Annotated in this window: 16 protein-coding genes; 15 read left to right on the forward strand and 1 reads right to left on the reverse strand. The window is 48.2% G+C overall.

The features are described 5' to 3' along the window. Window positions 1–168 precede the first annotated feature (168 nt). From AAC052_RS14870 to AAC052_RS14925, 12 genes are all read left to right on the forward strand, one after another. The gene (locus tag AAC052_RS14870; RefSeq protein WP_339814192.1) at window positions 169–2,391 is read left to right on the forward strand and encodes an alpha-galactosidase; all 2,223 of its coding nucleotides are present in this window, start codon (window positions 169–171) and stop codon (window positions 2,389–2,391) included. Between the two features lie 221 nt (window positions 2,392–2,612). Then, window positions 2,613–5,555 carry a DEAD/DEAH box helicase gene (locus AAC052_RS14875; protein ID WP_339814194.1) on the forward strand — a complete coding sequence of 981 codons (2,943 nt, stop codon included), beginning with the start codon at window positions 2,613–2,615 and terminating at the stop codon, window positions 5,553–5,555. A gap of 255 nt (window positions 5,556–5,810) precedes the next feature. Continuing rightward, window positions 5,811–6,170, forward strand: coding sequence for a hypothetical protein (locus AAC052_RS14880; RefSeq protein WP_339814196.1), 360 nt, complete (start codon window positions 5,811–5,813; stop codon window positions 6,168–6,170). Between the two features lie 27 nt (window positions 6,171–6,197). Next, window positions 6,198–9,080, forward strand: a complete 2,883-nt coding sequence (locus AAC052_RS14885) for a hypothetical protein (protein ID WP_339814198.1) — start codon at window positions 6,198–6,200, stop codon at window positions 9,078–9,080. A gap of 98 nt (window positions 9,081–9,178) precedes the next feature. Next, window positions 9,179–10,351, forward strand: coding sequence for an AAA family ATPase (locus AAC052_RS14890; protein ID WP_339814200.1), 1,173 nt, complete (start codon window positions 9,179–9,181; stop codon window positions 10,349–10,351). Beyond that, a complete protein-coding gene (locus tag AAC052_RS14895; protein ID WP_339814201.1) occupies window positions 10,348–11,238 on the forward strand; it encodes a hypothetical protein in 891 nt (296 codons plus the stop codon). Before AAC052_RS14890 ends, AAC052_RS14895 begins: the two co-directional genes overlap by 4 nt. A gap of 165 nt (window positions 11,239–11,403) precedes the next feature. Beyond that, entirely contained in the window at window positions 11,404–12,255 is an 852-nt protein-coding gene (locus AAC052_RS14900; RefSeq protein ID WP_317487289.1) for a transketolase, read from the forward strand. Between the two features lie 12 nt (window positions 12,256–12,267). Continuing rightward, complete coding sequence (locus tag AAC052_RS14905) at window positions 12,268–13,668, forward strand: VWA domain-containing protein (protein ID WP_339814202.1); 1,401 nt, start codon at window positions 12,268–12,270, stop codon at window positions 13,666–13,668. Continuing rightward, entirely contained in the window at window positions 13,665–14,627 is a 963-nt protein-coding gene (locus AAC052_RS14910) for a transketolase C-terminal domain-containing protein (RefSeq protein WP_317487291.1), read from the forward strand. Before AAC052_RS14905 ends, AAC052_RS14910 begins: the two co-directional genes overlap by 4 nt. 308 nt (window positions 14,628–14,935) lie before the next feature. Continuing rightward, on the forward strand, window positions 14,936–16,972 hold the full coding sequence (locus tag AAC052_RS14915) for an OmpA family protein (protein WP_339814204.1): 2,037 nt from the start codon (window positions 14,936–14,938) through the stop codon (window positions 16,970–16,972). A gap of 574 nt (window positions 16,973–17,546) precedes the next feature. Next, entirely contained in the window at window positions 17,547–18,731 is a 1,185-nt protein-coding gene (locus tag AAC052_RS14920; protein WP_339814206.1) for an aspartate aminotransferase family protein, read from the forward strand. A 62-nt stretch (window positions 18,732–18,793) separates the two neighbouring features. After that, window positions 18,794–20,314, forward strand: a complete 1,521-nt coding sequence (locus tag AAC052_RS14925; protein WP_339814208.1) for a bifunctional GNAT family N-acetyltransferase/carbon-nitrogen hydrolase family protein — start codon at window positions 18,794–18,796, stop codon at window positions 20,312–20,314. 134 nt (window positions 20,315–20,448) lie between these two features. On the opposite strand, the gene AAC052_RS14930 is transcribed toward AAC052_RS14925, so the two are convergent. Continuing rightward, window positions 20,449–21,747 carry a Gfo/Idh/MocA family oxidoreductase gene (locus tag AAC052_RS14930; protein ID WP_339814210.1) on the reverse strand — a complete coding sequence of 433 codons (1,299 nt, stop codon included), beginning with the start codon at window positions 21,745–21,747 and terminating at the stop codon, window positions 20,449–20,451. Window positions 21,748–22,090: 343 nt separating this feature from the next. Here AAC052_RS14930 and AAC052_RS14935 point away from each other — a divergent pair, with 343 nt between their 5' ends. The 3 genes from AAC052_RS14935 to AAC052_RS14945 all read left to right on the forward strand — a co-directional run bounded on the left by AAC052_RS14935 (window position 22,091) and on the right by AAC052_RS14945 (window position 23,421). Then, the gene (locus AAC052_RS14935; protein ID WP_339814212.1) at window positions 22,091–22,402 is read left to right on the forward strand and encodes a hypothetical protein; all 312 of its coding nucleotides are present in this window, start codon (window positions 22,091–22,093) and stop codon (window positions 22,400–22,402) included. Window positions 22,403–22,612: 210 nt separating this feature from the next. Next, on the forward strand, window positions 22,613–23,119 hold the full coding sequence (locus AAC052_RS14940) for a TlpA disulfide reductase family protein (protein ID WP_317487297.1): 507 nt from the start codon (window positions 22,613–22,615) through the stop codon (window positions 23,117–23,119). Beyond that, window positions 23,119–23,421, forward strand: coding sequence for a hypothetical protein (locus AAC052_RS14945; RefSeq protein ID WP_339814214.1), 303 nt, complete (start codon window positions 23,119–23,121; stop codon window positions 23,419–23,421). The genes AAC052_RS14940 and AAC052_RS14945 overlap by 1 nt, the downstream gene beginning before the upstream one ends. Window positions 23,422–23,552 lie beyond the last annotated feature (131 nt).

Consider the following 23,552-nt stretch of genomic DNA (forward strand, 5'->3'; position numbering starts at 1 on the left):
GAATATTATGTTACTAAGTAGTAACATGTAAATATAATCGAATATCACTTGATATCCAAGCCCGTGAGTGCTGCATTGCATAACCTCCATGTCCACTAAATCACACTTTGCTTTGACTTACCTCCAACTATTTTCTAATCTTATCCTTTATTCCAGAAAGTTGAAGAAATGAGAAAAACACATCACCTACCTGCCATTCACAAGACATTCCTGACCATTGGTTCGATGCTGGCGGTCGTCAGCCTTTCGGCACAAACTGTCACCATTCCCATAGAAACCGGCAGCAACGTTATCGTGCTACAAACGGATAGCGAGAGCAGGTTAAGAACCGTTTACTTCGGCGAACCTCTGACCAACGAAAGCGACTATTCGGCTATCTCCAGCCTGACCCGGCTGGATGACGACAATATTGGCATCCACAATGCAGCTTACACCCCCGCAGGCACCTGGAACCTGGTGGAGCCTGCCATTCAGGTGAAACATAGTGATGGAAATGCCTCGCTGGAGTTGAAATATGTAACCCACAAAAGGGAGCGGATTGACGACAACACTTCCCTCACAAGCATTCAACTAAGAGATCCGAAGTACCCGTTCAACGTAACGCTGTTCTACAAAGTCTGGAAAAAGGAAAATGTGATTGAGCAATGGACAGAGATCAAACACACGGAGAAAAAACCGGTGCTACATGAAAAGTATGCCTCTGCCGATCTCTATTTCTCTAACAAGGACTTCTACCTCACCACTTATCAGGGTCAATGGGCCAAAGAAATGCAACCCACCGAAACCAAATTGGAACGAGGCATGCGGTCGATAGAGACTAAACTGGGCGCAAGGGCAATGCTCTTGCAGTCACCCAATTTCATTTTATCGTTTGGACAACCAGCTTCGGAGAATGACGGGCTCGTGATGCTGGGTCAGCTGGCCTGGAGTGGCAACTTCAAGATGGAGTTTGAAGTAGATCCTTACGAAAACCTGCGGTTCATTTCCGGCATCAATCCCTATGCATCTGAGTATTCGCTGGTTCCCAATCAGACATTCAAAACAGCCTCTCTCATCTATGCCGTTTCCAACAACGGCACTGGTGAAGCTAGCCGCAACCTGCACAGCTGGGCAAGAAAATACCGGGTGCTAGACGGCGAAGGAGAGCGCTTGACCCTGCTGAACAACTGGGAGGCTACTTACTTTGATTTCGATGAAGACAAGATCACTTCTCTCTTCAAAGACGCCAGGAACCTGGGCGTTGACCTGTTCCTACTCGACGACGGTTGGTTTGCCAACAAATACCCCCGGAATGATGACAAAACTGGCCTGGGTGACTGGCAGGAGAACGTGAAGAAGCTGCCTCACGGCATCGGCCATTTAGTGCAGGAAGCCGCCAAAGAAGGAATCAAATTCGGTATCTGGATAGAGCCAGAAATGGTAAGTCCGAAAAGTGAGCTATACGAAAACCACCTCGACTGGGTGATCCGTCAGCCAGACAGACCTGAGGTATCCTATCGGAATCAGTTGGTGCTGGACCTGTCGAACCCAGAAGTGCAAGACTTTGTGTATGGTGTAGTAGATGGGCTCTTTACGAAAAACCCTGACCTGGCCTTTATCAAATGGGATTGCAATGCTGTGATCTACAACGCTTACTCAGCCTATCTCGACAAAAAAGGGCTGCCTCAGTCGCATCTTTATGTGGAGTATGTACATGGCCTCTACAAGGTACTGGAGCGCATCAGGGCTAAATATCCCAAAGTGCCTATGATGCTTTGCTCGGGCGGTGGCGGTCGGGGCGACTACGAACTGCTTAAATACTTCACTGAATTCTGGCCTAGCGACGACACTGATCCGTTGGAAAGAATCTTTATGCAGTGGGACTACTCCTACTTTTTCCCTGCTATCGCCGTCGACAACCACGTGACAGACTGGGGCAAGCAGCCGCTCAAGTTTAGAACCGACGTAGCCAGTATGGGCAAACTAGGCTTCGACATCGTGGCAGGTGAGCTAAACGAAAAAGACATGCAGTTTGCCAAGGAGGCTGTGGCCAACTACCACGGTTTCAAAGACATGGTGTGGCACGGCGACCAGTATCGCCTGATGAACCCACATGACAATGACATGGCCTCCATCATGTATGTGAAGCCTGACAAAACCAGGGCGATCATTTTCAACTATTTGGTCAACTACCGCCAGCGGCTCCAAACCAGTGTGGAGCCAATTAAGCTCAACGGCCTGGATCCAAGCAAAAAGTATCAGGTGAAAGAGATCAACCTGTATCCGGGCGCCAGATCCTGGCTCAACCCGGAAAAGGTGTATTCGGGAGACTTTTTGATGAAAGTGGGCTTCAATCCGCTGGTGAATCTGAACCGAACAAGCGTGGTACTGGAGGTGAATGAGGTGAGGTAGGGCATTATTGGTCTGCAAAGAAATCGCAGGTCTTTTGCGTCCACGTTGCAAACGAGGACGATGACGTTATCGTCCAGAAAAGGAATACTTTGGGCTTCAATCCCCTGGTGAACCTGAACCGAACAAGCGTGGTGCTGGAGGTGAATGAGGTCAGGTAAAACTTTTACTAAAGGGTTAATCATCTTTCAACTTGATGTGGCATATTGTGTGCCCAAGAGCACATGGAAAAAAAGCCTGACGAAAATAAGATTGCAACAAGCAGCAAACCCTTTGAAGACTTCAAGGGGGAAAGCAGGCCCGGCGGGGTTGCTCTCGACAAGTACCTGTCGGCGGAGCAGTCGGGCACCTGGGAAACTGGCGGCTCTAAAACTATCGTTGTGCTGGGCTCTCACAGGTACTACAACCTGTTCAGTGCACAGCTGGTACGTGGCGGCCTTACTCAAAGCAGAGAGCTGAAAAATCCGCTCACTGTGCTCAATCCACTTGACAGCATGTGGCAATCGCAAAATCCGGAGGTGCTCAGGTTTTATGCAGCCATTGCCCGCTTTCAGGCATTTTATGAGCCCACCCTCACGGACCTGGAGGCCATCAGGGCCATCGTCAACAATCCGCTGCACTACTCCTTTTATCAGCACGATGCTTCTGTTTCTGAAAAGGTAAGTGCCAGGTCGGTCTCCAAAATCACTCTGAGAGAAGCCGATGTCCGGGTGCTGGTCAGGATTTCGATGGAAAATGATGTCTATCATGTAAGACCCGAGGTGTTTGTCGAAGGAGCTTTCACTCCCACAAGCAGGCTAGCCGTCAGGTTCGACAGGTTCGTCACAACTGATCAGCAATGGTTGATGGCGGAAAATGCCGATGCCTTAAAAGTGCTGTCGTACTTCAGGAAATACGAAGACGGTCTGCGCCTGCCTCATGCAGCGTTTGTTCGGTTTCAAAAAGACGTGCTGTCGCAAATGGAAAACCATGTAGAAGTAATACATGAGTACATGGAAACGGCCAGGGCGGTGGTAGATGAAAAAAGTCAGGCAAGCCGCCTTATTTACCTGTCCGACTTCGGCGACTATATCGTGATTGATCCGGTAGTGAGGTACGGAAAAACCGAGATCCCTGTGCTGACCACTAAGCAAATCTACGTGGAGGACGTGGAGGGAAACCCCGTGATACTGGAGAGGGACACCGCCATGGAGGAAGCCTTTGTTTCCCGCCTCATCCGGCAGCATCCGCTTTTCAAGGAGCAGGTCGACAATCCACTGCTTTACTTTTACCTGCACAAAACCAGGTTTGTACAAGACGGCTGGTTTCTGAAGGCCTACGAAGAATGGAAGGCGGAAGGGCTGGAAGTGCTTGGTTTCAGCCAGCTAAAAGGGATCGACGTAAACCCCGAACCAGTTAACATTTCAATTCAGGTCAGCAGCGGACTCAATTGGTTCAATACCCGGATAGAGGCAAAGTTTGGCAGAAAGAAAGCTTCGCTCAAACAAATCCACAAGGCTGTAAAGAACCAGAACCGATACGTAACGCTGGACGACGGGACGCTGGGGGTGCTGCCTGAAGAGTGGTTGCAAAAGTTCGAAAGCTACTTTGCGGCAGGCACCATTGTCGACGACGTGGTGCAGGTGCCAAAAATCAACTTCGAATCTGTTAATCAGCTTTTTGAAAGGTTTATGCTGGACGAAGAAACCCAGCAGGAAGTAAGCGGCTACCGGCAGAAGCTCTCAAGCATTGGCAAGGTTACGCCGGCAAAGCCTTCAACTGCTCTCAAAGCCACATTAAGACCCTATCAGCTTCAAGGTTTGACGTGGCTCAATGTCCTCGATGAATTCAACTTCGGCGGTTGCCTGGCCGACGACATGGGGCTGGGAAAAACCATCCAGATCATTGCCTTTATCCTGGCTTTGAAAGAAAAGCATGGCTCCTCCACCCACATTTTGGTGGCGCCCACTTCGGTGATCCACAACTGGCACAATGAAATCGAGCGCTTTGCCCCCACCCTGAAAGCCGTCTCGTTCCATGGCCCTCACAGGCTTCGGATAATTCCCAAATTCAAAGAGCATGACCTCGTCATCACCACTTACCATACGCTCGTCAATGACATTACCTACCTGAGAAAGTACCAGTTTCACTACGCCTTTCTCGACGAGTCGCACAACATTAAGAACCTGGCTTCGCAGCGCAATAAGGCCGCCCGCATGCTGAAGTCTAAAAACAGGGTCATTCTTACAGGCACCCCACTGGAAAATCACAGCTTCGATTTGTACGCCCAATTATCGTTTGCCTGCCCCGGCCTGCTTGGCTCCCGCACCTACTTTCGCAACACCTATGCCATGGCCATCGACAAGTTCCAGCACAAGCATAGCATGCTGGACTTGCAGCAGCGCATCAGTCCTTTCATACTCCGCCGGACTAAGAAAGAAGTGGCAACAGAGCTACCTGAAAAAACAGAAATGGTACTCTACTGCGACATGGAAGCCGAGCAACGAAAAACCTACGATGCCCGTGAGAAAGAACTTCGGGATCTGATTGAATCAACCAACAACGAACAACTGCTAAAGAAACCCATGTATGCCCTCAAGGGCATCACCCAGCTTCGTCAGATTTGCAACTCGCCCCTGCTGCTTGGGGAGGAAAAAGAGTATGGAGACAGCTCAGCGAAAATTGACACACTGATGGAACAGCTTCGCAATATCACAGGCGATCATAAGGTGCTGGTGTTCTCGCAGTTCGTTTCGATGCTGAACCTGATCGAGAAAGAGCTTACCAATGAGCACATTGGCTACACTATGCTCACCGGCAGCACCACCAACCGGGAAGAAGTAGTCAGCCAGTTTCAAAAGGACGTCCACACGAGGGTATTCCTGATCAGCCTGAAAGCGGGAGGCACAGGTCTCAACCTCACCGAAGCCGACTATGTGTTTCTCGTCGACCCATGGTGGAATCCAGCCGTCGAAGACCAGGCCATCGACCGCAGCTACCGGATCGGTCAGGACAAAAAGGTGATTGCCATTCGCCTCATCTGCCGGAACACGGTAGAGGAGAAAATTCAACAGTTGCAGCAAAACAAGGCAAATCTGGCAGGTGATCTGGTGAAGGAAGGCAATGGTTTCCTTCAGTCGATGACGAAGGGAGACTGGCTTGGCTTACTGCAAAATCCCAGCCCTTAACTGCATTAAACATCGTGGTTACCACAATTCTGCCTTGTTTGGGGCATGAAAAAACTCTTACTCATTGCTTTATCGGTTGGCGGCTTTCAATTGCAGGCGCAGCAATTTGACTATCTGCCAACAGCCGCAAATCCTTAAGGGTTACCGAACCCCAACGCTCCAAAGGAAATCCGGGACTACCAGGAATTGATTGGCTCCTGCGATTGCAAATCTGTCAGCCGGATCGATCCAAATACCTGGGCCGCCACGGTTCAGATGACCTGGGTGTTTAAATATATCATGAATGGGATGGCTGTGCAGGACGAAACTACTAAAGCAGACGGACTTCATTCCGGTAGCATCAGGCAGTATAGCACCGACAGTGCCAGATGGAACGTTCATTACTACTCCACCGTCGCCACTCCCTCATTGCGTGCCTGGTACGGTAATAGAAAAGGAGATAAAATCATTTTGTATAGGGAGCAGCCATCGCCCCAGGGGAATCCCGGCTTCTATAGACTGACTTTTTCTGACATCTGCAACGAAGGATACAATTGGGTGGGGGAATGGGTGGACAAGAGCGAATCGTTTTCATACCCAACCTGGAAGATCTTTTGTAAAAAGAAAAAAGTGTAGATTCCCGACGGAAAAACTACACTTGGCATGTTTAAAAGCACCTATTTCTATAAAGGCATTGTACTAACTTTCATATTAGCGCTACACTTCTTTTTGGCAGAAGCTCAAACGGCGATGGGAGCCGAACCTGCCAGACCACCCAAGCCACTCACCGACTGGCTGCTGGACAATTCAGCTTTTAAAGCAGATGTATATCAGGGGCAGTCGCCGAAAGAAATTGCTATTTCGAACGGTCTCATCCGGCGCACCTTCCGTTTAGCGCCCAACGCAGCCACGGTAGGCCTCGATAACCTGATAACAGGAGAAAGTCTTCTGCGAGGTGTAAAACCCGAGGCTGAAATCACCATCGACGGTATCACCTACGCAGTAGGTGGCCTCAAAGGGCAGCCTAACTATGCTTACCTGCGCAGGGAATGGATCGACCAGTTGACCAACGATCAAGCCTCGCTGCAGTTTACCGGCTACGAAGTAAGCCAGCCCAAAGCTCCTTTTGAGTGGAAGCAGGTCAGGCATCATACGGCAAACCTCGACTGGCCTCCAAAAGGTGTGCATCTCCGAATGGACTACCGCATGCCCTTACCTGATGAGCTGGTTCAATCGGGAAAGTCGTTGCCCAGCGACTATGGCAGAAAGCAATTGATGGCAACTGATTTCAAAGCCCTGGATGCAGCATGGAAGACAACTGTTTCGAAGGCTCACCCCAGAAGCTCTTTTATCAACGAAGGAAAAGTCGGTGAGATTTACACACCACAGAACACCAGCATCTTTGCAGAACGTAGCCTAACAGGAGATGTGCATCTGGTGGAAGCAACAATCGACCCCGGTACGGATCGAAGCGGCGACTGGGCACCAGGTCTGGCCCTGGTTTACCCTGACCGCACCATCAAATTTTCCCTGACACCTGGCGGCCATGTCAACGACCAGGGAAGGTCACTATTCTCTGTTTGGGATGGAGAGAAAGAAACTAAGATAGCTGGCGAAAGAGTGAACCCTGAGTTTAACGGGGCGGTCAGCTTGCGCATCCGATGGGATGATACCGGCATCTATTGTGAAGCCAAAATTCCCAACGAAACCTGGCGCCTGGTAGAAAAGCTGGCACCGCAAAAGGGAAAACCAACAAGCGTCCGAATTGGAAAGATGGATGCCAAAGGGCAGGCAACAGACAATAAAGATGACTTAGGAGAGCTGGTGAGACTGCATGTCACCCATTTTGCTGCCTATGGCGACTACAACCAGGCGGCCACTAACGCTGCCGCAAAAGACGCCAACCGGGCTGTCAAAGTATCGGTGCACTACGAATTGTACGACGGCATTCCCGTGATGGCGAAATGGATCACCATTGACAATCAATCCAAATCCGCAGTCACGCTGGATCGGTTCACCAGCGAAATCATTGCTGCCGTAGAGGATGGCTCTGCTGTTGAGGCCAGGAAATACCTTCCACACACTCCTAATATTCACGTAGAAACAGACATGGCATTCGCCAGCTTCGATGCCGACGATGCCAACCATCATGTGGTGCATTGGGGACCAGATCCGGAGTACAACACACAGGTGAACTATCTCAAGCTGACGCCTTGCCTGTTGAAAGTGAGTCCGGAAGTCGGGCCAGGTCAGTTGATCGCACCGGGCAAGAGCTTCACTTCTTTCCGCACCTTCGTTATGCCGTTCGATGGCTACGACAGAGAACGCAACGGCCTCGCCCAACGAAAGATGTACCGGACACTGGCACCGTGGACAACAGAAAACCCACTGATGATGCACGCCCGCTTTGCTGACTGGGACCGGGTGAAAGTAGCGATTGATCAGGCGGCCGAGGTAGGATTTGAAATGGTGATCCTGACCTTTGGCAGCGGCTTTGACATTGAAAACAACAGCCCGGAATACCTGGCCGAAATGAAAAAGTATGCCGACTATGCCAAAAGTAAAGGAGTCGAAATTGGCGGCTATTCTCTGCTTGCTTCCAGAAAAATCGGCAACGGGCAGGATGTGGTAATGCCTGAAGGCATGACACCCACCTTTGGCAACTCCCCTTGTATTGGCAGCGAATGGGGAGAAGCCTACTTCCAAAAACTCTACAACTTCTACCAGCAAACCGGATTCACATTACTGGAACACGACGGCTCCTACCCTGGCGATGTTTGCACTTCTCATGATCACCCAGGCCATCGTGGCTATGAAGACTCGCAATGGAACCAGTACCAGGTAATTTCCGACTTCTATCAATGGTGCCGCAGCCAGGGTATTTACCTCAATGTGCCCGACTATTATTACCTCGCCGGGTCTAACAAATCAGGCATGGGCTACCGGGAGGTCAACTGGAGCCTCCCCCGTGCTCAGCAGCTCGTCCACACCCGGCAAAACATTTACGACGGCTCGTGGGTCAAGCGGTCGTCGATGGGCTGGATGTTTGTGCCGCTGACGGAATACCATGGCGGTGGTGCCGCTGCCACCATCGAGCCGCTGAATGAGCACCTCGATCACTACGAGGGCATGATCACCAGCAACCTTGGCGGTGGCGTACAAGCCTGCTACCGTGGGCCCAGGCTCTATGACACGGAGGAAACCAAAGCCATGGTGAAAGGTTGGGTAAATTGGTACAAATCGCATCGCAGTGTACTGGAAGGAGACATTATTCACCTGCGGCGGCCCGATGGGCGGGACATCGACTACTGGCTAAATGTGAACCCGGGTGGAGAGGAAAAAGGGCTACTGTCGGTTTACAATCCATTGGATGTGCCCATTAAGAAAGAGATTTATGTGCCTTTGTATTATACAGGCTTGTCACAAAGGGCAGTTGTCAGCGACAGGGATGGAGTGGCCAAGACTTATGATCTCGACAGGGAGTATGGCATCAGGTTGGAAGTGGATGTCCCGGCGAATGGGTATAGTTGGTATTTGATAAAATAGAAAATGGTTTTAAAAAGAATATAATTGAGCAATAAAGGCTGTTCTCTGTAATCAACATCATCACAGTTAACAAATCTTGTGTTATCTTAGCAATAGGTATGATAGAAACGCAAAGGAAATATTCACTTAAGAAAATCCACTTCCAAAACTTCAAGGGAATTAAGGAAATTAGTCTTGAGGGCCTTCCGGAAGGTGCACCTTGGATTTTCCTTACTGGAGAAAACGGTTTTGGGAAAACTTCCATTTTACAAGCAATTGCTTCTTCACTTGCGGGATGGGAAGAGCATATTTCCTCTTTTAAGATCAATCAAATTGAGTTCTCTATTGAATCCGAGCTTTTTGGATCCTCGGAGAAGTGGGGGATTGCGAACGAAAATATATCTGGAAAGTTATTTCTTTCTAAAGAAAGGTGGTCGTCTGCCGATTTCAGATATCTAGCATGTTATGGATCTTCACGGCTTGACACATATATCGAAAGCTCTCACGTAAAATCATCACCCACAATTAGCCTTTATTCTTCACAGTCACTTTTAGAAAATATTGAATACCAATTCACTAGGTGGTATTCCAAACAAGAAGATTCTGAATTCAAGGCAAAATATACTTCTGTCAAAAAACTACTTATTGATCTGTTGGGGCTGAAAGACATTGAGGTTGATTTCAAAACTGACAAGGTCTTATATATTGAACAGGACAGTGAAGGAAATCCTTACGAGAAAATGGCCCTACAGGAATTGGCCTCTGGCTACCGGAGTATTATTTCCATGGTTGGAGATATGGTATTAAAGCTATTCAAACGGCAGCCTGAAATACACACACCATCAGAGCTTAAGGGAATCGTGATAATCGATGAGCTTGACCTTCATTTCCACCCTAAATGGCAAAAAAAACTTCCTGGCCTTTTAACTAAGATATTTCCAGGCATACAATTTATATCATCCACACACAGTCCGATTCCGCTCTTGGGGGCGCCAGTTGGAAGTGTTTTCTTGAAAGTTAATAGAAACACCACCGACGGAATTACGCTTGAAAGACTAGAAGAGTTTGAAAGCCAGATGAAAGACTTTTTGCCCAACGCTATCCTGACATCCCCAATTTTTGGTCTCCAGGATATATTTCCAACCTCCCATACTGGAAAATCAAGAATACGAACGGAAGACTCCTTCAATGAAATTGTTGTTAACAAAGAGCTTCAAAAAAGACTCAAAAAATTCAAAGGCTCTTCTCTGGAGGAAGATTTACTTAAATCGTTATCTGAAAAGAATAAATGATAGGTAATCGAAGAAGGTTTTTATACCAACCTCCTCTTCCACTAACAAACGCCAATAATGAGTGGGAAGAAATTGCTAGAACTGGCAATTCAGAAAAAATTTCCGCTAGTATTTATAATGCTACGCAAATAGTAAATGGAAAAAAGACTTACGTAGTAAGGGATTTGCTAAAGCAAATCTACCACAACAAATGTGTGTATTGTGAGTCCATTGAATTTAAACCCGAAATTGAACATTACCGACCGAAGAAAAGCGTCACTGGCGTAAATACCCACCCTGGCTATTACTGGTTGTGTTACGAATGGACTAATTTGATGCCATCATGCAGATACTGTAACACTGAAGGCGGCAAAGGAAATAAATTTCCTGTTATGGGGCACCGGGTTAATTTGCCAATCTTCGACAGGGGCTCTCTTGAAAAAGCGTCGTGCAGAGCCGACTCACAATACCTTCTTGGCGAACGGCCATATTTACTGCACCCTGATATAGATACTCCAGAAAATTGCTTTTCATTTGACAATAAGGGGAAAATAAAAGGTATTGATCTAACCGAAAGAGGATCAAAAACGATATCAATTTGTAACTTGAATCGAGATAACTTGAAGTATCGAAGGCAAAGCATAGTTGATAGAATCGTTGTTAGAATAAATGATGCCTTTAGTGTATACTTTATGATAGATCAATCTGAACCTCACCTAAATGCGGCGCTACAACAAGTTTTTCAGGAAATGAAAGACAACTGCAATCCCGAAAAACCATTCTCACTTCTTAGCATTTTTGCATTCAATAATTTCGGTATTGTTGTAGCACCATTGTTAGCTACTAGTACTCAAAAAACTTTCACAAACAATTCCTTCAATGAGTTTCGCATTGCTAATCCTGTTTAATGTTGATTCTTTGTCGCAAAGTCACCCTAAGTATTTGTATGAGGATATGCTAATAATTATTAAGGCAAAGCTGAAGTCCCTCGCAACTTTCCCCCACTTTATCCCTCCATATTTTCCGACATTCATTACCTTTGAATCCGTAATCATTTTTAAGACCAAACATCCATGGCAGAGAAGAAATCAGTTGCAGAGTTGAAAGCTATAGCGTCGCAGGTGCGTCGTGACATTGTTCGTATGGTACACTCATGTCAGTCAGGCCACCCTGGTGGTTCTCTTGGCTGCACCGATTTCTTTGTAGCACTCTACTTCCATGAGATGAACCACGATCCGAAATTCAACATGGATGCGAAAGGCGAAGACTTGTTTTTCCTTTCAAATGGTCATATTTCTCCTGTTTTCTACAGCGTACTTGCCCACAGCGGTTATTTTCCTGTGAAGGAACTGGCTACTTTCCGTAAGATCAACTCTCGTCTTCAAGGGCACCCTGCCACACACGAGCACCTGCCAGGTATCAGAATTGCTTCCGGCTCACTGGGTCAGGGACTTTCTGTAGCAATTGGTGCGGCTGAGGCAAAGAGGCTCAATAAGGACGACAGCTATGTATATGTGCTAATGGGTGATGGCGAGCAACAGGAAGGCCAGGTATGGGAAGCAGCCATGTATGCCCCCAACCACAAGCTGGATCACCTGATCGCTACTATCGACTGGAATGGCCAGCAGATCGACGGCCCCACTGCCAAAATCAACGACCTCCGTGACCTTCGTGCTAAATATGAGGCGTTTGGATGGGAAGTAATAGAGTCGAACGGCAACGACATGGCAGGCATTTTAGCTGCTCTTCAGAAAGCAAAAAGCCTGGCTGGCAAAGGAAAGCCCATCATGAACCTGATGAAAACCGAAATGGGTGCTGGTGTTGACTTCATGATGGGCAGCCACAAATGGCATGGTGTTGCCCCCAACGACGAACAACTGGCAGAAGCTTTAGGGCAGCTCGAAGAGACCTTAGGGGATTACTAAACCCAAATCATTTTGAAAAACTTACTCAGGAAAGCTACCGTTATTGCGGGACTGCTCAGTCTTTTCAGCTTTCCTGTGTTTGCTCAGGTGTACAAGCAAAAGCCGCCGGAAAAAACACGTATCCTGTTTTTGCTTGACGCATCCGGCAGCATGCTGGCCAAGCTGGGAAGTGTGCGGCGAATTGATGTGGCTACAAAACTCCTGTCAGACCTTGTCGACTCGTTGAGTGTCAACCCCAATGTGGAGCTGGCGCTGAGAGTGTATGGTCACCAGTATGCCAGGGCTTACAACAACTGCACAGATACCAAACTTGAAGTGGGCTTTTCAGCAAAAAACCACCGGGACATACGGGCTAAGCTATATCAACTCACACCGCAGGGCAACACGCCCATTGCGTATTCGCTGGAACAAACTGCCAACGACTTTCCGAAAGTGGACGGCTATAGAAATGTGGTCATCATTATCACTGATGGCATAGAAAGCTGTGATGGCGACCCATGCGCTGTTTCCAAAGCATTGCAGTCGAAGAACATCTTTCTGAAGCCCTTTGTAATTGGCCTGGGCCTGGGGTTGGAATATGAGAAAAACTTCGAATGCCTGGGTAAGTACTTCGACGCTACCGACGTACCCAGGTTCAAAAAGTCGCTCAACGAAGTGCTAAGGCAAACCCTGATGGAGACCACGGCCAGTGTGGAGCTACTCAATGAAAACAATGCCCCAATTGTCACGGACGTGAACGTCAGTTTTATCAATACAGTCACACGGCAGTCCGTTTACGACTTTGTGCACTACAGGGATAAACTGGGACGCCCCGACTCTGTAATCCTTGATGCAGTGCTCACTTATGACGTGGTGGCCAATACAGTGCCCCCTGTGGTGAAAAGAAACGTGGCGCTTATAGGGGGCATCCACAATATCATCGACATCCGTACTCCGCAGGGCAATTTAGCTTTTCAAATGCCAGGCGCCTCAGAGTACAGTAATCCGGTGCAGGCATCGGTACGCCTGCCGGGTCAAACACAAAGTCTCAACATCCAAAAGCTGACTGAGCCCTTTCTTTACCTGGCTGGCACCTACGACATCGAAGTGCAAACCTTCCCCCGCACTTTTATAAGGGGCTACACTATAAAGCCATCTCAGGACAATTCCATTACCCTTCCCGGGCCGGGAGTTCTCAACCTGACTATGGGCGTGCGGGGCATTGGGAGCCTCTATAAAATCAACCCCGATGGGTCGCAGGAGTGGGTTTGTAACTTTCCCGGAAATATCACTTCATTTGTTAGCGCTATTCAGCCCGGAGAGTATAAATTTGTGTTTCGTGCACAAAGCGCCAACGGCAGTAAGTTTACAGAAATAAAGAAATTCAGCATAAGAACTGGTTCCACAGAAACCATCAAACTATACGGTAGATGACGAAATTTGAAATACTCGGAAAAAACGACACCCGCTCCGGCTTTGGAGTAGGCCTGCTAGAGGCTGGCCAGCAAAATCCCAATGTGGTTGCCCTTTGCGCCGACCTTATTGGTTCATTAAAAATGGATGCCTTTATTAAGGAGTTTCCAGAACGATTTTTTCAGGTAGGTATTGCCGAAGCCAATATGATGGGCATTGCTGCTGGCCTTACTATTGGAGGCAAGATTCCTTTCACCGGTACTTTCGCCAACTTTTCTACAGGAAGGGTCTATGATCAGATTCGTCAGTCAATTGCCTATTCAGGAAAAAACGTGAAGATATGCGCCTCGCATGCTGGCGTAACCCTCGGAGAAGACGGCGCTACGCACCAGATCCTCGAAGACATTGGTATGATGAAGATGCTGCCAGGCATGACAGTTATCAATCCTTGTGACTACAACCAAACCAGGCAGGCTACCGTGGCTATTGCCAAGTATGAAGGGCCTGTATACCTCCGCTTTGGAAGACCCAAAGTCCCAATCTTTATAAAAGAGGACATGCCTTTCGTGATTGGGAAGGCGCTGAAGCTGGTTGAAGGAAGCGACGTCAGTATTTTTGCCACTGGTCACCTTGTTTGGGAAGCTGTTCTTGCAGAAGAAATACTAAGAGAGAAGGGTATTAGCGCCGAGATCATTAACATCCATACCATCAAGCCACTGGACGAGAAGGCCATTCTTGATTCGGTAGCTAAAACAGGCTGCGCAGTGTCTGCTGAAGAGCATCAGATGAACGGCGGCCTTGGTGACAGCATCGCCCAAACCCTTGCAACACACAATCCGCTTCCACAGGAATATGTTGCTGTGAAAGATAGCTTTGGAGAAAGTGGTGTACCTGAACAATTGATGGAAAAATATGGGTTAAATGCCGCTCATATTGTGGAAGCAGCGCTGAAGGCAATTGACAGAAAGCGTAAGAAATAGATTGAAAAATCAACTTTTTTGAAATTTACGTTCACAATTTAAAACAAAAAAGGGCTCCAACCGGAGCCTTTTTCGTTTCACGACAGGCTTAATCTTACATCAGCCGTCTCCACCTGAAACAAACTGAAAGGGAACTTTTGCTTCCACATTAAACTTTTTCTTCCAATTCAGCTTAATTTCTTACGTAAGAACTGAGCAATGTCCGGACAAAGAACAAGGTCATCCGACACAGGTAAGTAGGGTACCCTAAAGTCAACTTTTGGGGGTATCAAGCGCCATACCTTTGAGATATCAAAACTCTCAACGATATGAATCGCATACTTACATCACTTGCTCTACTTCTTCTAACGGCCGGCACAACGATCTCTCAGCAAATACAGTGGGCTTCAACAGTCGACTATCAGTACAACCAATTTGCCGATGCCGATTACTCAGGCAACACGGCCACAGGCGAACCAGATGCTTTCCCTCTTGGATTTTTAAATCCACGGGCATTCAGACTAAAAGATGAAAAAGCTTTCGGCTCATTAATGCTTGAGTTTGAGAAGCCACAGACTGTTCAGCAGCTTGCCATCGTGGAGAGCTACATGCCAGGCAGGGTTACCAAAATTGCTCTTCTAGACGAGGTTGGTAACAAATATCCTATCTACAATAAAGAGGCCGCTGATATTGACGAGAAATTTCGCACGCTGCTTATCAGCATCCCAGTTACCCATTATGCAGTAAAGCGTGTTGAAATAGTAGTAGACACAGAAACTATCGAAGGATGGGCGCAAATAGATGCCGTAGGAATATCAAACACGGCTTCGGCATCAGACATAAAAAAATCACTTCAGGAAAAATACGGAAGGCTTAATTTCAAAGACGAAATCTTTTTCACTACAGCCAAAGAAAACCTCGGCGAGACTGTCAACTCACTTTTCCCCGAAGCCAAACCGATCATCTCTGCTGATGGAAAGACACTTTACTTTGCCAGACAAAATAGTGAAGGAAATGTTGGTGGTCAGTCGGACGACCAGGACATCTACGTGTCTTACTTCGAAAACGGAGCATGGACTGAAGCAGAAAATATTGGTGAACCTTTGAACGACAGGTTTGCGAATGGTGTGTGCAGTGTTAGCCCAGATGGTAATACCCTCCTGCTGATGAATTCCTACAGCACGGCGGGTGCTACCGAGCGGGGTGTGTCTATCTCAAGAAAAACACCTTACGGATGGGAGGCTCCATCACCAGTAGCCATCAACAACTTTGAACCAAAAGGGAAATACCTCGACTTCTTTATGAGCGCCAGCGAGGAGGCTTTGATCATGGCCTACCAGTCGAAAAACGGAGGGTACGGTGATCAGGATCTTTATGTGAGCATAAAGCAAGGCAACAACACTTATGCGAAGCCAAGAAATCTTGGTAAAATACTTAACACTAACAAAGCTGAGTTCAGTCCTTTTCTTGCCCCTGACAACAAGACTTTATACTTCGCCAGCAACGGTCACGGTGGTATGGGTGGCAGCGACATATTCTACACAAAGAGACTTGACGACACCTGGACTAACTGGAGCACACCAGTAAACATGGGCTCGAACATCAACACAGCCGAATGGGATGCTTACTACTCAATTTCAGCCGATGGCAGCAAGGCATTCTTTACTTCGAGCGACGAGAATAGCATTGGAGCAAGAGACATCTACTCTATTTCTTTAGAAAACGAGTTGAAGCCAGAACCTGTCATGCTGGTAAGAGGCAAAGTATTCAACAGCGAAACCAACGAGCCTATCATGGCCGACATCGTCTTCGAAACCTACTTTGAAGGTGTAAAAGAGGGAATGGCAAGCCCCAACAGCAAGACAATGGAATACAAGGCTATTCTAAGCCGTGGTAACAAATACAGAATCCTGGCTTACGCAGAAGGTTACATGCCACTCGACATTGCTATCGACGTGCAGGCATTCGATACTTACACTGAGCTTTACAAGGACATCTACCTGGACCCGATAGCGCTTGGCGACCTGATCACATTCAACAACATCCTTTTCAATAAATCAACCCCTGAACTACTACCTGAGTCTGGCACAGACCTGGCCATGCTGGAAACACTTCTAAGAGAGAATCCTAATATGGTAGTTGAGCTGGCAGGACACACCGACAGCTGGGGCGACGTTAGTAAAAATTTCAAACTGTCTCAGGAGCGTGTAGAAGTGGTGAAAAACTACCTGGCTATGAGAGGCATTGACGCCAAAAGATTGCAGGCAAAAGGTTACGGAGGCAGCCAGCCAGTGGCAAGCAACGCCACCGAAGAATCGAGACAGCTTAACCGACGAGTAGAAATTAAAGTATTAAAGATCCAGTGATGGAAAGAGAGTAGTTTACTAGAAAGGACCCCGGCAGTGTCGGGGTTCTTTTTTTGTATACAGTGTAGCAGTGTCGACGCCGCCCCCAGCGGTCAGGCACAGTTGGATTACCACCCTGAAAACGTTCATAGCAATGGCTTGGTGCCAGCAACCCGGCGGCTGACGGCTCCAGCGCTTTATCCCTCTGGCCGTACCGACGCCTGGCCATAGCAGCGGCCCGATCATCAGCAGTGTCCGTACCGCCCTTAGCGGTCAGGCGCAGTTGGATTACCCTTCTGAAAACGCTCTTACCAAAGGCTTGGTGCCAACAACCCGGCGGCTGACGGCTCCAGCGCTTTATCCCTCTGGCCGTACCGACGCCTGGCCATAGCAGCGGCCCGATCATCAGCAGTGTCGGTACCGTTCCAGCGGTCAGGCACAGTTGGATTACCTTTCTGCGAATGCTCCTACCTAATGGATTTAGCACCAGCAACCCGGCAACCGACGGCTCCAATGCAATAGCCTTCTGACCGTACCGACGCCTGGCCGGAGAGGAGGCCTGTTGAATTGCCTCATTTCTCCCTACCTTTGCCCCATGCTTTCCAATAGACAACTCTTTCAGCAGCATCTCGCCCAAACTTCCGAGTTTCCTTTAATGACCGAAGTAGAAAAAGCCGAAGGCATTTACCTCTACACCCCGGAGGGTAAAAGAATCATCGACCTGATCTCGGGCATTGGCGTCAGCAATATCGGGCACCGCCACCCCAAAGTGGTGGCCGCCATCAAAGCGCAGGTAGACAAATATCTGCATGTGATGGTTTACGGAGAGTTTGTCGAAAGCCCGCAGGTGAAGCTGGCCAAAGCTTTATCAGACACCCTTCCAGCCCCTCTCAATAATGTCTTTCTGGTCAACTCAGGTAGCGAGGCAGTGGAAGGCGCTCTCAAACTCGCCAAGCGCTTCACAGGCAAGCCCAATCTGGTTTCCTGCTTCTCATCTTACCACGGCAGTAGCCACGGCGCATTATCGGTAACCGGCGACGAAGGCTTCAAACAAAAGTTCAGGCCACTATTGCCAGGCGTCAGGCATATCACTTTTGGTCACATCCCCGACCTGAATGTGATCGATGAGTACACTGCTGCGGTCATCATCGAAACGGTGCAAGGTGAAGCTGGCGTAAAATCCGCTGGCCGGGAGTATTTCAAAGCCTTAAGGCAGCGATGCACCGAAGCGGGTGCCTTACTCATATTAGACGAAATTCAATGCGGCTTTGGCAGGACTGGCAGCTTCTGGGCATTTGAGCAGTATGACATTGTGCCGGACATTGTGGTAGCGGCTAAGGGTATGGGCGGCGGCATGCCCATAGGCGCCTTTATGTCTTCGAAAAAAGTCATGCATGTGCTTACCGACAACCCTGTGCTTGGGCACATCACCACCTTTGGGGGGCATCCCGTTTCTGCAGCGGCTTCGCTGGCCACCCTTGAAGTAATTCAGGAACAAAAACTATTTGCTCAGGCTGAGAACAAAGCAATGCTTTTTAAAAAGCTCCTGAAGCATCCTTTTATTCGGGAAATTAGAAACAATGGGCTAATGATGGCGGTTCAGTTTGAAAGTTTTGATATACTTAAACCAATTCTCGATCTTTGCCTTGAACGAGGTGTGCTTTCAGACTGGTTCCTGTTCAACAACAGTGCCATGCGAATTGCTCCACCACTTACCATAGACACCAGGGAGATCGGGGAAGCCTGCGACATAATATTGGGCGCTATCAAAGACGCCTAGCCCGGGTGTTGTAATCATCAAAACAATAATTAACATTAGTAGCCATCAAGGCTCGTCTATTTATGGAAGACATAGGAAAAGTAGAACTTCGTGCTTTAAAATCATCTGACTATCAGGGTCTGAAAGACTCCATGATTGCTGCCTACCCCAATTGGCCAGGTGCGTTTTGGGGTGAAAAGCATATTGAGACCCTTCTCAGAATATTCCCAAAGGGCCAAATAGCCATATTCGTTGACGATGAACTTGCCGGATGCGCCCTATCACTTATCGTCACCTACGACCACTTTGGTGATGCGCATACATACGAGGAGATTACTGGTAAATATACCTTCAACACACACAATCCTAAAGGGGATGTGCTATATGGCATCGATCTGTTTATCAAGCCGGAATACAGAGGCCTTAGACTAGGGCGAAGACTTTATGACGCCCGGAAGTCGCTTTGTGAAGACCTCAATCTAAAAGCCATCATCTTCGGTGGTAGAATTCCAAAGTACCATGAGTATGCCAAAGACTTCAGCCCTAAGGAGTATATCCAGAAGGTCAAGTTCAAAGAGATTTACGACCCTACCCTTACTTTTCAGTTATCGAACGACTTTCACGTAAAGAAGGTACTGAAAGATTACCTTCCAGGCGATAAGGAGTCGAAAGATTATGCTGTTTTGCTGCAATGGGACAATATCTATTATGAAAAGGCCAACTCAAGAAAGCTGCTGGACAAGTCAATTGTCCGCCTTGGGCTAGTGCAATGGCAGATGCGCCTTTATAAAGACATTGACGACCTTTTCGAGCAGGTAGAGTTTTTCGTGGACGCAACTTCTGCTTACAAAAGTGACTTTTGCCTGTTTCCGGAGTTCTTCAATGCGCCGCTGATGGCTGCTCACAATAATTTGAGTGAGGCAGCCGCCATCAGAAAGTTGGCAGAATACACCGACGAGATAAGAGACAGGTTTATCCAGCTGGCAATAAGCTACAATGTTAACATCATCACCGGCAGTATGCCTTCCATGCGGGGCGAAAAGCTTTTCAACGAAGGCTTTGTTTGTAGAAGAAATGGCACTTACGATAGTTACGAGAAGATCCACGTCACTCCCGACGAAGCCAAGTTTTGGGGGCTGACCGGCGGCAACAAGGTGGAAGTTTTCGAGACGGATTGTGGCCCTATTGGTGTGCTTATCTGCTACGATTCTGAGTTTCCCGAGCTTTCGAGGATACTGGCCGCCCAGGGGATGAAAATACTTTTTGTTCCCTTCCTCACCGACACACAGAATGGCTACGGTAGGGTGCGCTACTGCTGTCGGGCCAGAGCAATAGAAAATGAATGTTATGTAGCTATTGCCGGCAGCGTAGGTAACCTGCCTAAGGTGTCGAACATGGACATTCAGTTCGCACAGTCAGCTGTGTTCACGCCCAGCGATTTCTCTTTCCCTACCAACGGCATCAAGGCCGAAGCAACACCCAACACGGAGATGATCCTCGTGGCAGACGTCGACCTGGACCTGCTCAAAGAGCTGCACAACTTTGGCTCAGTGCGCAACCTGAAGGATAGAAGGACTGATATTTATGATGTGGTGAAGAAGTAAACAATAAACTTTTCCAAAATTTCAGCCTTCATTTACCCCGGCCCTAAAGGGAGTGAAGGCTGAAAATCCTTTGGCTCCCTTTAGGGGTGCCCGGCTTAGGGTTGGGGTAAAACAAAGGATTTTCCGGTGTCACCTCACACCGGATACTCATACCCCTTCCGGTACTCCCTCGAAAGCAGCTTGTTCGCCTCGGGGTCGTTGATTACTTCCTGCTTGTCGCCGTCCCATTCGATACTGCGACCTGCCTTGGCAGATACCATCGCCAGCAAACTGATATTAGTAGCCAGCTGTCCGTTTAGCATCGGATTAATGGTAGTACCCTTCGTTTCAATGGATTTCAGGAAATCAGTCCATAGCTCTTTGATGTTTTGCTGATCGGGTTCGTGCAGCACAGGATCAACATGGATAATCTCTTTGTTCTTGTTGACAGGGTAAAACGTCCAGCCATCGATCCAGCCAAGATGCAGCACACCTTCGGTGCCGTAGAAATAGCAGCCCACATCCGGCCCTTCCTGGCGGTTGCCGGCATAGTTACGATTTTCCCAGTGTAGCGTAAATGATTCGAAGTCGTACACGGCAATTTGGGTATCAGCTGCATCTGTACTGTCTTCTTTTATCCTGCGGGCTGTGCTTGAGTAAATTCTTTTAGGTGCTTTCTCCTCTGTCCACCAAAGCACCTGATCGAACCAGTGCACCCCCCAGTCGCTGATGGTGCCATTGGCAAAGTTGAGGTGCTGGCGGAAGCCTCTCGGGTGAATGGTCTTATTGAAGGGAACCAACTGAGCCGGCCCGCAATACATATCCCAGTCCATACCCTCCGGGGCTTCCGAATTGGGTGTAATCTGGCCCGGACCGCCTCCATAGTTGATGAAGCATTTCACACTGCCAATTTTCCCCAGCTTACCCGAGCGCAAAAACTCATTGGCAGAGATGTTGTGCGGCGATGCTCTACGATGTAGACCTATTTGCACCACTTTTCCTGAAGCAGCCGCAGCCTTTACCATGGCCTTTCCTTCGTTGATGGTGTGACAAATGGGTTTTTCGCAATAGACATGGGCGCCGCTTTTCAAAGCATCAATCGCAGCCAGGGCATGCCAGTGATCAGGTGTGGCCACAATCACAATCTCCGGCTTCTCCTTCCGGAGCATTTCCCGATAGTTGGTATAAGGCTTCGGCTTATTGCCTGTCAGCTTTTCCACTTTTTCAATGGCAGGCATCAGCTGGTTTTTGTCTACGTCGGCCATAGCCACAACTTTGCTTCTGCCAGAAGCCATGGCCTCTCCGAGAATATTCATCCCCCACCAGCCGGAGCCGATCAGCGCCACTTTGTAGGTAGCTTGCTGTTTGGCTATGCCCATCAATGGCATGGCGGAAAAAACAGTGCTGGCAGCTATACCAGCCGAAGTAGTTTTGATAAAATTGCGTCTGTCCATGGGTGTGTTGGTAGCTAGTGACTATATCCTGGCAGAAATTACGAAATATCCATTTTTCTTACCAAAGGATATTTACAGACGGCCATTCTCGCTATTGAAAGCGTTTCAGGAAGCCACTTATTGCAGGAGACTTTCCGAAAGCAAGTCAAAACGCTACAGCGATTATGAACTGATAACAAATCATACCGGAGTTGTTTACGTTTTTTGGGAAAGTTGACCCTTTTGTGACTAAAGTCACCAACCTTCCTTCTATGTCATCGTTACATTCGGCATTGATCCAGCCAGTTACGCCATCAGGTATTTTCTCTCCATAACACTTCTGCTCATCTACCTCTCAGGATGTATGATGCCCTTCATGTCACCTATAGTGGCAGAAGATCCCCATGCAGCAAACACCCTGTTGTTTAGTAAACTGTGTAAGAAAAAAACTAACCGGCAACCTTCCGCCACCGTTGTCAGCGAGTTCAGTGCCTCAGGCAGCTATGCCGTCACTATTGCGTGTATGTCGGCCAACGAAATATCATTTTTCGATGCAGGACAAAAAGTGGCACCTCAGATAGAAAGTACCATTCTTTCTCTTGTGATGGTCAATTACACACCACCAGCACTATTTGAAGAACCCTTTCCTCCACAAGTCAAGCCTCCTCTGTCTTAAGCCGCCAGTCTCTACGGCTTACATTTCATCCCTTTATTAATTCCGGAGCGCAATGCAACAGAGCGATATCCAACCAGATGTGGCTACCGCCTTGCTGCGCCCTTCATCAACTTTTGAAAAACATCACCTTCAATTGCCTGATCAAATCTTTGAACGGCAGGAGCAAGGTTACCAAAACATTGAATTGAAATGACAAATAAATCCAAGAAAATGAAACGAAACACAGCCATATCGGCAGCCATCCTCTTGCTTGTAATAGCCGCCTACGCCTGGTCCGCAGGCAACGACAAAACAGAAGACACTCCCGCCAATTACCCCATCAGGTTCGACCTGGCAGGCCCTGACGGTCGTACCACCTCCCTGGAAAGCTTTTCCGGAAAAGTAGTCGTATTGAACTTTTGGGCCAGCTGGTGCCGGCCCTGCGCCTATGAAATGCCCGATCTCCAAAAATTCCATGAGGCGTACAAAGACAAAGACGTGGTAGTGGCGGCCATTGCCCTTGATAATAATTTTGAAGCTTCTAAGGCTTTCATGAAAAAGGCAGGTTACTCCATGCCCTATTTTCGGCCCAATGGTCCGGTACCTTCTCAGTTCGAAGTGTCGGCGATTCCCGTTACTTTCGTGATCGACCAACGGGGAAATATCGTGGCCACCTACACAGGTATGACGGACTTCTCTGCCAGCTACTTCCTCGACGAAATCAAAAAGCTAATGTAATGGAACACAGGATTGTGATACAGGTAGAGCACTATGGAAGCGGACTGACAGCCAGACTGGCCGAAATGCAGGCCGACCTCGGTGCAGCAAATATAGAGGTGGTACTGCATGGAGAGGCCGTCAGAGCACTTATTGGTGACGTTCAATTGCCTCTGGTGAACTCCATTATTGCATGTCAGCGGGCACTGCGCAGTCAGCAAATAGACCCTGAGCAGCTACCTGCAGGGGTGCAGGTGGTGCCTTCAGGTCTCGCTCAAATTGTCCGCAGGCAAACAGAAGGGTGGGCTTATCTCAAGCTTTAGCGCAAAAAACCAGCTAGCCTGAACGCCACTGGCGGAGAACGAACCTCCGTCGCTGGCTTCAGGCATTTTTGGCAAAAACAACATGGCTGAGCATTTGAGTTCGACATTGTTTTGCTCCTACATTCAGGATT

The sequence above is a fragment of the uncultured Imperialibacter sp. genome (genome assembly GCF_963974565.1).
GTDB lineage: Bacteria > Bacteroidota > Bacteroidia > Cytophagales > Cyclobacteriaceae > Imperialibacter > Imperialibacter roseus.

Bases quoted from the DNA above. Each gene is read 5' to 3' on its own strand.
- AAC052_RS14870 (WP_339814192.1), top strand. From the start codon at position 169: ATGAGAAAAACACATCACCTACCTGCCATTCACAAGACATTCCTGACC.
- AAC052_RS14875 (WP_339814194.1), top strand. From the start codon at position 2,613: ATGGAAAAAAAGCCTGACGAAAATAAGATTGCAACAAGCAGCAAACCC.
- AAC052_RS14880 (WP_339814196.1), top strand. From the start codon at position 5,811: ATGACCTGGGTGTTTAAATATATCATGAATGGGATGGCTGTGCAGGAC.
- AAC052_RS14885 (WP_339814198.1), top strand. From the start codon at position 6,198: ATGTTTAAAAGCACCTATTTCTATAAAGGCATTGTACTAACTTTCATA.
- AAC052_RS14890 (WP_339814200.1), top strand. From the start codon at position 9,179: ATGATAGAAACGCAAAGGAAATATTCACTTAAGAAAATCCACTTCCAA.
- AAC052_RS14895 (WP_339814201.1), top strand. From the start codon at position 10,348: ATGATAGGTAATCGAAGAAGGTTTTTATACCAACCTCCTCTTCCACTA.
- AAC052_RS14900 (WP_317487289.1), top strand. From the start codon at position 11,404: ATGGCAGAGAAGAAATCAGTTGCAGAGTTGAAAGCTATAGCGTCGCAG.
- AAC052_RS14910 (WP_317487291.1), top strand. From the start codon at position 13,665: ATGACGAAATTTGAAATACTCGGAAAAAACGACACCCGCTCCGGCTTT.
- AAC052_RS14915 (WP_339814204.1), top strand. From the start codon at position 14,936: ATGAATCGCATACTTACATCACTTGCTCTACTTCTTCTAACGGCCGGC.
- AAC052_RS14920 (WP_339814206.1), top strand. From the start codon at position 17,547: ATGCTTTCCAATAGACAACTCTTTCAGCAGCATCTCGCCCAAACTTCC.
- AAC052_RS14925 (WP_339814208.1), top strand. From the start codon at position 18,794: ATGGAAGACATAGGAAAAGTAGAACTTCGTGCTTTAAAATCATCTGAC.
- AAC052_RS14930 (WP_339814210.1), bottom strand. From the start codon at position 21,747: ATGGACAGACGCAATTTTATCAAAACTACTTCGGCTGGTATAGCTGCC.
- AAC052_RS14935 (WP_339814212.1), top strand. From the start codon at position 22,091: ATGATGCCCTTCATGTCACCTATAGTGGCAGAAGATCCCCATGCAGCA.
- AAC052_RS14940 (WP_317487297.1), top strand. From the start codon at position 22,613: ATGAAACGAAACACAGCCATATCGGCAGCCATCCTCTTGCTTGTAATA.
- AAC052_RS14945 (WP_339814214.1), top strand. From the start codon at position 23,119: ATGGAACACAGGATTGTGATACAGGTAGAGCACTATGGAAGCGGACTG.